We start from the raw sequence: 10,275 nt of genomic DNA, 5'->3' as shown, positions 1-10,275 counted from the left end.
GCAACCGGATACTTCTTCTGCGAGGACACGACACCCCTGCCCGGCCGAACGGAAACGACAAGGGGAGCCTGCCCGACCCTCAACTCCACCAACCAGAACAATACTTAGCCGCAACAATCTACTAGTGTGGAGGCCAGTTTGTCCCACAGTTCCTGCCGGTTGCGGTCCCAGAACAGCCAAAAATAGAGAATGAAGAATGTGAAGGTCGCGAGAATTGCAACGATCGGCTTCGCGATGAATTCACGAAAGAACATCCGCCAGAACCGAGTAGTGCGCGGTTCACCGATGTGGACCACTCTCATTTGGAGTAGCTGCTTTGCAGGCGTCTGACCCTGTGGGAACAGGAAGAGCGCCCAAATGAGCCATCCGATCCCTGCGGTGAAGACAAACAGAACTCCCTCCAACAGATATCCACCAAATCGAAGACCGATGGTGGACAAGGGGAGTCCTTTGGGAAGGAAGAGGACCTGCCCACAGAACTGACAGGAAAGTTCTCCTGTTGTCGCCTGCCCACATGCAGGACAAGCGGCAGGCGCCGCCGGAGGGGGTGCGTAGCCCGGTCGGCTGGGCCATTGGACTGACTCGGGCTGTTTGTCATCCTTCCGGTCTTCTATGTCGCGATCTGGATTCTCAACCATAAGCGACCTCTCCTCAAGGTGTCAGGTCGTCATGAGGTGAGCGAGACAGGGGCCATGTCTTGACGGCGAGTTGCTTGTCTCGGGGCTGTTACTTAGATGTCGTACCGGCGTGAGGCGGGCCAGAGACGCGGGGGCACCGAGAGCCCTGGTGCCCGGTTTCAGGACCAAACTGCCCCGGGGACCGTCAACAGAATGGAGCACCTGGCGCGTTGGCCCAGAAGGAGAGGAACGACCAAGTCTGGGCTCCGATGCGCCCGTCGACGACGATGTCGGCACATCGCTGGAAGTCTTTTGTTGCGGATTGTGTGACCCGGCCGAAGTCGCCGTCCTCGTCCAGGCCAGCGCCTATGGCCTGATTCAGGTAGCACTGGGCTTGTTGGACTGCTGGCCCGGATGACCCAACGTGAAGGCTCGGTCGGCTATCAGTGTAGTTGCATACGTCGTCCGGTCCTTGGGCCACGAAGCTTGTTGGACTCTTCAACTTGTGCGGGGCCTGAGTGCTGGTCACATCGGCGGTCGCAGAAACGCTGTGCGATGCCGCTACAGCCGGTGCTCCTGCAAGGGAAATTGGAAGAGCCAGGGCCGCTGCGGCGGTGAGCAGACGTCGCATCCTGATCACCTCCAGGGAGGGTGCCCTTTTCTCATCGTGCGCTTCCCTCACCCGGGCTGCATCTCGGGGAGGGCTGTCGGCGCCGCGGTGCATGCCCACCGCACCGGATGCGGCTCCACTCGTGTTGGACGACACTCTGCATGTTGATGAAGCATCGGGTTCGCGGCATGCGCGATGAGCATGATTTGTGATCTTGTTGGGCAGTCTGTGCCTGCTTTGTGCACGACGACAGCGTGTGCACGAAGGACCTGGATGCCGTACGCCTCAGCCTGGATCCACCGCGCGATGACCGGCCTGTGGATGGAGAAATAGGAAGAGGTGCCCGCTGACCTGCGATAATGGGAGTTCCTACGCTTCCATCAGCCGCACACAGCAAGGCACCTCTGAAGTGAAAGTCTCCCACAGACCCGCGGAGCTGTTCGCCGCGTTCGACGACCCCGACCTGATCGCACATGCCGGGCTGGTCCCCACGATCCGGCTGGCCGAGCGGTGCGGGCTGGCCGCTCTGGTGGCCGCGAAGGTGAAGCTGACCGGCGCGAAGAACGGCGCCGGTACAGCCGCCGAGACGAAGACCATGAGCATCGTGGGCGGGATGGTCGCCGGGGCGGACAGCATCGATGACCTGGACGTGCTGCGCCACGGCGGCCTGCCGCGCCTGCTCGGCGGGGTGCGCGCGCCGTCCACGCTGGGGTCGTTCCTGCGCGCGTTCACCTGGGGGCACGTGCGCCAACTGGAGTCCGCCGCACGCGCGTTCACCTGCAATCTTGCCGCGCACACCGGCCTGGTCCCCACCGCGGACGAGGTGGTGTTCGTCGACATCGACTCCAAGGTCAAGCAGGTCTACGGCCCGGCCAAGCAGGGCGCTTCCTTCGGCTACACCAAGCAGCGTGGCCTGCACTTCCAGATCGTGACGGTCAAGACATCCACCTGCACGCCGGTGATCGTGGCGACGAGGCTGCGCAAGGGCTCGGCAGGCTCGGGCAAGGGGGCGGCGAGTCCGCTGCGCGAGGCGCTGGCCACGGTGCGGGCGATGGGCATCACCGCGCAGATCATCGTCCGCGCCGACTCCGCTTACTTCTCCCACAAGGTCGTCGACGTCTGCCGCAAGGCCGACGCACGCTTCTCCCTCGCCGTCGCGGTCAGGAAGAAGATCCGCGAGGCCATCGCCGCCATCCCCGAAGACGCCTGGACACCGATCATGTACGCCGCCGCCGTCTGGGACACCGAGGAGGAACGCTGGATCTCCGACGCCGAGATCACCGAAGTCCCCTTCACCGCGTTCACCAGCAAGAAGAAGGCGTTCCACACCACCGCCCGGCTGATCGTGCGACGCGTGAAACGCCTGAACCCCAAGAGCGTGCCCGAGGGGCAGGCCGAGCTGTTCGGCGTCTGGCGCCACCACGTCATCTTCACCGACAGCCCCTTCGTCCTGGCCCAGGCCGAACCCATGCACCGCGAACACGCCGTCGTGGAGCAGGTCTTCGCCGATCTGGAAGACTCCGCGCTCGCCCACCTGCCATCGGGGAAGTTCACCGCGAACGCCGCCTGGCTCACCCTCGCCGCCACCGCCTACAACCTCACCCGCGCCGCCGGCCACCTCGCCTCCGTCTTCCACGCCCGGGCACGGACCGGCACCATCCGCCGCCACCTGATCAACATCCCCGCCCGGATCGCCATCGGCGCCCGCCGCCTCACCCTCCACCTGCCCCAACGCTGGCGCTGGCAGGACGACTTCACCGACCTGTGGACCGCCACCGGACAGCGCATGATCACCTGACCCGCGCGACCGCCCTGCCCGCCCACGACCCGGAAGAACCTCGGAGACCCCGCACCGGACGGCCACCCGGCGATCACCGCTGCCCGCACCCCGAAGAAACCCCCAGAACCCGCCGATGCCCGTGATCAGAATTCACGCGGTGGATCGAGGCTCAGTAGGCTTGTGCGTCGAACAAAGGAGCGCTGCGCATGAGCTTTCGCCTGAAGGCGATCACCCGTGAGGATCATCTGGCGTTCGTCCGGGCCCGGCCGTCGGTGAGCCACATGCAGGTTCCCTCGTGGGGAGATGTGAAGCCGGACTGGCGGGCGGAGAGCCTGGGCTGGTTCGACGAGAGCGACTGTCTCGTCGGCGTGGGGCTGGTATTGCTGCGGCCGTTGCCCAAGCTGAAGCGGTACCTCGCCTACCTTCCCGAGGGTCCGGTCATCGACTGGGCTGCGCCGGATCTTCAGCGGTGGCTTGAGCCGTTGCTCGCGTACTTGAAGGAGCAGGGGGCGTTCTCGGTGAAGATGGGGCCGCCCGTGGTGGCCCGCCGCTGGAGTGCCGAGGCGGTGAAGGCGGCGATCGCCGATCCGCAGGCGGGGCGGCTGCGGGATGTGGAGGCGAGCGTGCACGAGCCGCGGGCCTTCGACATCGCCGACCGGCTGCGCCGGATGGGCTGGCAGCAGACCGAGCCCGGAGGTGAGGACGGCTTCGCCGCGGGCCAGCCGCGCTACGTGTTCCAAGTGCCCTTCGCCGGGCGGTCCCTGGACGAGATCCACCGGGGCCTGAACCAGCAGTGGCGCCGCAACATCAAGAAGGCGGAGAAGGCCGGCGTCAAGGTTGTCCAAGGCGAATACGAAGACCTGCCCGCCTTCTACACCATCTACGTGGAAACCGCCGAGCGGGACCGGTTCATTCCCCGCCCGCTGGCCTACTTCCAGCGGATGTGGACCGCGCTGACAGCTGAGGACCCCGACCGCATGCGCCTCTACCTCGCCCACCACGAGGGCGAGGTGCTCGCGGCGGCCACGATGCTGATGGTCGGCGAGCACGTCTGGTACTCCTACGGCGCCTCCACCAGCCGCAAGCGCGAAGTCCAGCCGAACAACGCCATCCAGTGGCGGATGATGACCGATGCCCACGCGCTCGGCGCCGGTGTCTACGACTTCCGCGGCATCACCGACACCCTGGAGGAGAGCAACCACCTGCTGGGACTGCTGCGGTTCAAGTCCGGCACCGGCGGCGAGGCCGTCGAATACCTCGGCGAGTGGGACTTCCCGCTCAACAAGGCGCTGCACAAGGCCCTCGACCTCTACATGTCCCGACGCTGAGCCTGCGGCCTCTCCGTGCTGATCGTCGACACCGATGCGGTGAGCGTGGAACGCCAGCTGCAGACCGGCCGGTTGACCTGCCCGGCCTGCAGTGCGGTCCTCACACCCTGGGGGCACGGGCGGCCGCGGGAAGTACGCGGTGATCTCGGAGCCCGTCTGTTCGTGCGTCCTCGACGGTCACGGTGCGCGGGCTGCGGTGTCACGCACGTGCTGCTTCCGGACGCGATCTGGCCGCGGCGGGCGGATGCGGCTGAGGTGATCGGGGCCGGGCTGGAGATAGCGGCCCAGGGGATGGGCCACCGCCAGGTCGCCGCGCATCTGGGCCGGGCTGAGGGCACGGTCCGCGGCTGGATCCGTCGCTTTTGCGGGCGGTCCGAGGAAGTTCGCCGGTACTTCACCGTCGCCCTGGTCGCGCTCGCCGACGACCCGGTCATGCCCGATCCGTCCGGCACTGCGATCGGAGATGCCGTCTCGGCCGTCGTGGCCGCCCATCGGGCGGCCACGATGAAGTGGCCCGACGTGAACACCGTGTCGCGGTGGGAGTTCGCCGGCCGGGCGATAGCAGGACGGGTTCTGGCCTGCCAAGCTTCCTGCTAGTTGATCAACACGGGCCGCCCCTGGGCGGCGATCGGAGGCGCCGGGAGTCTTGATCGTGTCCGTCCGCGAGGAGACGGAGACGGTTCGAGATGCGAGGTGAGCCCGCGCATGGCAATGAGTGAGGACGAGGACCGCCGCCGGGAGGAGAAGGCCCGGCAGGTCGGCCTGTTCCGCTATTCCCTGATTCAGGACCTGCTCGACCCTGCCCTGACGACCCGCGAACGCGGCCGTCTGGCAAGGGAGTTGGCTGCTCAGGAGCATACGGATCCGTTCGGCCGGCAAGTACGGCTCTCGCGGGGCACGATCGACCGGTGGGCCCGCGACTACCGCGGCGGCGGGTTCGCTGCGCTGGTCCCCGAGCCGCGCAAGGCCGTTCCCCGGACGCCGCCGGAGGTTCTGGAGCTGGCGGCCGCGCTCAAGCGGGAGAACCCGGCCCGCACGGCCGCGCAGATCCAGCGGATCCTGCGGACCACGCAGGGCTGGTCGCCCACAGACCGGACCCTTCAGCGGCACTTCGTCAACGCCGGGCTGACCGGTCCCGGCGGGGGCGATCGAAGCGTGTTCGGCCGGTTCGAGGCGACCCACGGCAACGAACTGTGGTGAGGCGTCCCCAAGTACCGTGCCAGCCTGGTCGATCCCTACCGCGAGCACCTGCGCAAACGCCGAAGTGAAGACCCCGGCGTCCCCGTCCAGAACCTCTTCGAAGAGATCAAAGCCCTCGGCTTCACGGGCTGCCTGAACCTTCTGCACAAGTACATCAACCAAGGCCGCGCGGACGCCGACCGCAGCCACATCTCGCCACGCCGGCTCGCCCGGATGCTGCTGACCAGACCCGACAACCTCAAGCCCGAGCATCACGAGCTCCTGGCCAGGCTCACCGCCGCCTGCCCCGAGATGACCCAACTGGCCGCAGAAATCAGAGACTTCGCCCCGCTCCTTACGCCACACACCGACAACGCCGATGCGCTCACGCGCTGGATCGCCCAGGTCCGAACAGCCGACCTGCCCTACCTACACGCCTTCGCCCGGGGCCTGGACCGGGACATCGACGCCGTGATCGCCGCCCTCACACTTCCGTACAGCAACGGCCCCACCGAGGGCGTCAACACCAAGACCAAACGGATCGCACGCCAGATGCACGGACGAGCAGGCTTCACCCTGCTCCGGCACCGCATCCTCCTCGGATAACAGCACGCTCCGTCACCACCGAATGTAAGACAGGGCCGCTCGTTTGACAGACCCTCCCCCTGGGTATGCCCGTCATCCCAGGTCAGACATAACGAACCCGACGCTCGCCCGGCTCCCTTATCCGGAACCACGGAACCCGTCCGTGAACCAACTCAACCACCTTCCGTGGCAAGTTTCTCCATTTTTTCGGCGTACTTCAGCATCGCGTTCACCGTTCCAGTAGCCAAAGAGATATTGTAATTTGAGTCGGGAAATGAGTACGCTTCCACGTAAACATGGCCGCGAGCGCCCCCCGCAATGATCTCACGGTTACCGAAGATGAAGAATCCTTGCCGCGTCCCGTAAGTTGAGCCTCCGTATTGCTTCTTCAATACAGAAATGCGCTGATCGGCCTGACGGGCTGCATCTGCTGCACTTTTGTACGTCTCGAAGTGAGCACTAGGCCCATCGAACCCCTCGAAGGGATCGTTCTCCGGAGGCCAATCGAGAACGAGAGCTACCGCGTCTACGCGCGGCGCCGCGTCACTAATGCGCACATCCTTGAAACCTTTGGCCTGGAGTCCGCCAGCGAGCTGTTCCGTGAAAGGCCCCTTGCGGATCAGTTCCGCTAAGTAGTCTGCGTTGACTCTCTTGACGGAAACTTCGGAGGCGGGCTGAGGTTCGGGACTTTCAGCAAGGATCGGCAGGATGCTAATGGCTGCCAAGAAAGATGCGGACAAGAGTCCCAAGCGCGTGCGCAATGACGCGGGGAGCCGTATCGCCACTCCAGCCACCGCGCCGGCTGCAAGGAAAAGTACGCTGAGGCGCAGCAACCTCGACTCAATGCCAATGGTCAAGAAGACCACCATCACCACAGCAGCCAAGGCAAGGCCAACGGTTAACACAGTGCCCCAATGGCTCTGCCTAGGCTCGGGAGACCCACCCTCACTTGCAGCACTCATTCTTGGCCCCCTCGTCGGCTACGGCCCCGCCCAGTCATCACTACCCGCCAACAAGGTGTCCCATCGACTAACCGTGTCGCCACCCCGCGCTCACATTTGCACATGCAGCGAACAAAGCCCGTCCGTCTCTGGTCAGACTCGGCCGATGAGCGACCGGCTTAGTTCAGAAAAGACTGAGTCGCCCTTGCGCTTGATCGACTTCACTGCGGGGGTCCCGAAGTACTCGACGACGGATCCCTTGACGACCTCGCGGATTACTGGCGGGACGGGGCTATTCCAACCATGCACTATTCCCCTCGATATAGGGAATCGTCTCCGGGCCGACGTGGGCGGGGTCATGCTGGTGGCGGTGGCGGACTCTGAGGGCTGTCGGTGGCGCGGCGGCGCTTGAGGTGCGAGTACAGGCGTGGAGCGCCCCACGCCCCGGCGCCACCCGCAACGCACCCGATAACGGCCCTGAAGACATCGCCGGCGTCAGAGGCGTCCGCCAGAACCGCCACAATCACCGATACCGAAGCGGCCCATGTGCATGCCGAGACCATCCGGTCACGGTCGATACGCGACCGTCCCATCGGGATCCCACGGTATGGGGCCACGATGCCGATGGCAATTAAGGCCGCCGCGGCCGCCATCAGTCCCGCGACCGCTCCCCTCGACCACCCGTGCGAGGCGATGTGGCGCGCATTGGTGTAGGCGATTGCCATGGAAATCGCGAGCAGCGCAGCCCCGCCAAGCCATCGAATTCCCTTGCGCGGCCCGATGTCAGGATGCACCGCTGCAGCGAGGCAGAGCCACACGACAACCACGAAGAGGGCCGCTGCTTTCGTGTCGTCCGGTGTATTGGGTTCGCCCAGCTCAACGAGCCCGGAGAGGCCATAGAACACAGCGAGAGCTACGAGAGCACCGGCCGCGTACCTCCGGATGCGTGCCCGGCGCGCGGCGCGCAGGCGTTCGGGCAGGCCCGTGGGCATGGGCAGCGACGGGCGGTCATGGCCGAGCTGCGCGTAGTACCCGTCCGTTTCGACCGATGCGAGGCCCAGCGCGCCGACCACGAGCAGGCACAGCAATGGCAGGATCCACAACCAGGCCGACGAGCTGGTGAGCCAATGCCACTAACGGACTGGATGTGAGATGACCCCCGGGATGTGGACACACCTGAGAATGGATCTTGTAGGTCCAGGAAGGTGTAGATCCACATGGCAAGGCCCTCGAAGTACAACGCAGAGTTCCGGTCCGACGCGGTGGCGTTGTGGCGGGCCTCGGCCGGCAGGCGGACGTTCAGGGACGTCGCCGCCGATCTGAACATCAACCCCGAAACGCTGTGCACGTGGGTGCGCGACGCCGAGGCCGGTACGGCTCCCGGCCGCGGGACGGAGGCAGAGGGCGTCCAGGCGGAGCTGGCCCGGCTGCGGGCGGAGACCGCCCGGCTGCTGAAGGCCGAGAAGGAATGGCAGCTCGAGCGGGAGATCCTGCGCCGGGCGGCCGCCTATTTCGCGAAGGAGATGAAGTGAAGACCCGCCGCTGGGACTTCGTCTCCGCCCACGCCGAGACCTTCGGCGTCCAGCGGATATGCCGGGTCATTGAGGTCTCCCGCTCCGGCTACTACCGGTGGCTCGCCGGCGCGGAGGCCCGCGCAGAGCGGCAGGCCGCCGACGACGCCCTGGCCGCGGAGATCCGCGAGATCCACGCCGAGCACAAGGGAACGTACGGGATCCGCCGCGTCCACGCCGAACTGCGCGGCTTCGGGCATACCGTCAACCGCAAGCGCGTCGAGCGCCTGATGCGCAAGCACGGGATCGAGGGCCGCCACCTGCGGCGGCGCAAGCGCACCACCGTCCCCGACCGGCTCGCGCCGCCTGCCCCGGACCTCGTCCAGCGCCGGTTCACTGCCGGGCGGCTGGACGAGAAGTGGTGCGGCGACATCACATACGTGCAGGTCGGCGGCACGTGGCTGTATCTCGCCTGCGTCCTGGACATCTGCTCACGCCGGGTGCTCGGCTGGTCGATGGCCCCGCACATGCGATCCGAACTGGTCATCGACGCCCTGAAGACGGCGGTGGCGACCCGCGGTGGCAGTGTGAACGGGGTGATCTTCCACGCGGACCGCGGTTCGCAATACACCTCCGCCGCGTTCGCGCAGGTCTGCGACAGTTTCAAGATCCGCAGGAGCATGGGCAGGGTCGGGTCGAGCTACGACAACGCCCTCGCCGAGAGTTTCTGGCAGGGACTCAAGAGAGAAACGATGCACCAGAGACTGTTCTCGACAATGCGTCAGGCGAGGCTGGAGATCTTCCAGTGGCTGACGTACTACAACGCCCGCCGACGCCACAGCGCCCTCAACTACCTCTCGCCCGTCGAGTTCGAACAACAGCACCAGAGAGAACGTAGACTCACACTCGCAGCATGAACCCCTGTGTCCACACTCCGGGGGTCACCTCAGCCCGGTGGGTACCCTCAGCCAGGAGCATGGCGATACGGGCCCGTTCATCGCCGATGGCGTGTGCCGCAGCCGTGCCACGCTCGTGCAGGGTCGGCCAGGCGCCAGGGAACCCAATGATCTCGTACAGCTCCGCCAGACTGGCGACGAGCCGCCAGCATGTCCCATAGTCCTCATTGCTGAAGGAATGGTGCACCTGCACTTCGGCCGCGGCGCACATTGCACTGGCCCTGCCGTATTGCGCGCCTGCGACAATATCCTCGACCTGGCGCAGCCTCAGCGCCGACAGCCTGCGGGCAGTCGCGACGACCTCTGCAGGATCCTCCGCCGCCAGTTCCTGAGCGAACTCCCGGAGCAGATCGTGAAGCTGGTAGCACTCCTGGGAGCCGTCGACAGGTTCCTCCAGGCCGACCAGGCCGGGCACCAACATGCGGCTTGTGACCCGTTCGAGCAGGCGGTGCGCGTGCAGGTCCCGTAGCAGCTCGATGGCATCCCGCTCCGATACATCCGCGAGGGCGCCCGCCGTCTCGGCGTCGAATTCCCGCAGATCGCCGCCCATCAACCGGAACATGCGTTGCAGCTCTGGACGGAGCCGGCGGTAGACACCGTCGAAGATCCCGCGCATGGTATGTGCGGAGGCATGGGCAGTGTGAACCGCCCCGTGTCAGGTAGAGACTCGATTCCGTGAAAGGATTGAGTCATGGCACGACCCTCCCGTTACCCGCTTGAGCTGCGCCGTCGCGCGGTGCGCATGGTCGCCGAGGTGCGCGACGACTA

10 protein-coding genes and 1 pseudogene are annotated in these 10,275 nt (G+C 65.8%); 6 read left to right on the top strand and 5 right to left on the bottom strand.

Annotated elements, in window-relative coordinates; translation table 11 throughout:
* Nucleotides 1–104 precede the first annotated feature (104 nt).
* Entirely contained in the window at nucleotides 105–440 is a 336-nt protein-coding gene (locus JS756_RS35190; protein ID WP_205387342.1) for an RDD family protein, read from the bottom strand.
* A gap of 382 nt (nucleotides 441–822) precedes the next feature.
* On the bottom strand, nucleotides 823–1,248 hold the full coding sequence (locus tag JS756_RS38190) for a peptidoglycan-binding domain-containing protein (RefSeq protein WP_205387341.1): 426 nt from the start codon (nucleotides 1,246–1,248) through the stop codon (nucleotides 823–825).
* A 388-nt stretch (nucleotides 1,249–1,636) separates the two neighbouring features.
* Here JS756_RS38190 and JS756_RS35180 point away from each other — a divergent pair, with 388 nt between their 5' ends.
* From JS756_RS35180 to JS756_RS35160, 5 genes and pseudogenes are all read left to right on the top strand, one after another.
* On the top strand, nucleotides 1,637–3,025 hold the full coding sequence (locus JS756_RS35180; RefSeq protein ID WP_205387340.1) for an IS1380 family transposase: 1,389 nt from the start codon (nucleotides 1,637–1,639) through the stop codon (nucleotides 3,023–3,025).
* 188 nt (nucleotides 3,026–3,213) lie between these two features.
* Nucleotides 3,214–4,335, top strand: coding sequence for a lipid II:glycine glycyltransferase FemX (locus tag JS756_RS35175; RefSeq protein ID WP_205387339.1), 1,122 nt, complete (start codon nucleotides 3,214–3,216; stop codon nucleotides 4,333–4,335).
* Between the two features lie 15 nt (nucleotides 4,336–4,350).
* Nucleotides 4,351–4,932 (top strand): DUF6431 domain-containing protein, encoded by a 582-nt coding sequence (locus JS756_RS35170; protein WP_307791427.1) that lies wholly within the window; start codon nucleotides 4,351–4,353, stop codon nucleotides 4,930–4,932.
* Nucleotides 4,933–5,040: 108 nt separating this feature from the next.
* Entirely contained in the window at nucleotides 5,041–5,535 is a 495-nt protein-coding gene (locus JS756_RS35165) for a helix-turn-helix domain-containing protein (protein ID WP_205387337.1), read from the top strand.
* A gap of 3 nt (nucleotides 5,536–5,538) precedes the next feature.
* Nucleotides 5,539–6,120, top strand: a pseudogene (locus tag JS756_RS35160) (ISL3 family transposase); the annotation flags it as partial.
* A 152-nt stretch (nucleotides 6,121–6,272) separates the two neighbouring features.
* Here JS756_RS35160 and JS756_RS35155 read toward each other — a convergent pair.
* Entirely contained in the window at nucleotides 6,273–6,983 is a 711-nt protein-coding gene (locus JS756_RS35155; protein WP_205387336.1) for a hypothetical protein, read from the bottom strand.
* A gap of 413 nt (nucleotides 6,984–7,396) precedes the next feature.
* On the bottom strand, nucleotides 7,397–8,128 hold the full coding sequence (locus JS756_RS35150; RefSeq protein ID WP_205387335.1) for a hypothetical protein: 732 nt from the start codon (nucleotides 8,126–8,128) through the stop codon (nucleotides 7,397–7,399).
* A 129-nt stretch (nucleotides 8,129–8,257) separates the two neighbouring features.
* Between JS756_RS35150 and JS756_RS35145 the strand changes: the two genes are divergently transcribed.
* Nucleotides 8,258–9,468, top strand: a protein-coding gene (locus JS756_RS35145) for an IS3 family transposase (RefSeq protein ID WP_205387334.1) whose coding sequence is annotated in 2 segments (ribosomal slippage) — nucleotides 8,258–8,504 and nucleotides 8,504–9,468 — 1,212 coding nt in all. Because the reading frame shifts where the segments join, the coding sequence is not laid out codon by codon here.
* Here the strand turns inward: JS756_RS35145 and JS756_RS35140 are convergent.
* Nucleotides 9,452–10,123 (bottom strand): hypothetical protein, encoded by a 672-nt coding sequence (locus tag JS756_RS35140; protein WP_205387333.1) that lies wholly within the window; start codon nucleotides 10,121–10,123, stop codon nucleotides 9,452–9,454. The two genes, JS756_RS35145 and JS756_RS35140, sit on opposite strands and share 17 nt — an antisense overlap.
* Nucleotides 10,124–10,275: the final 152 nt, after the last annotated feature.

It is taken from the genome of Streptomyces actuosus (assembly GCF_016921115.1).
GTDB classification, from domain to species: domain Bacteria; phylum Actinomycetota; class Actinomycetes; order Streptomycetales; family Streptomycetaceae; genus Streptomyces; species Streptomyces actuosus_A.
This window is presented reverse-complemented; position numbering and strand designations above follow the sequence as displayed.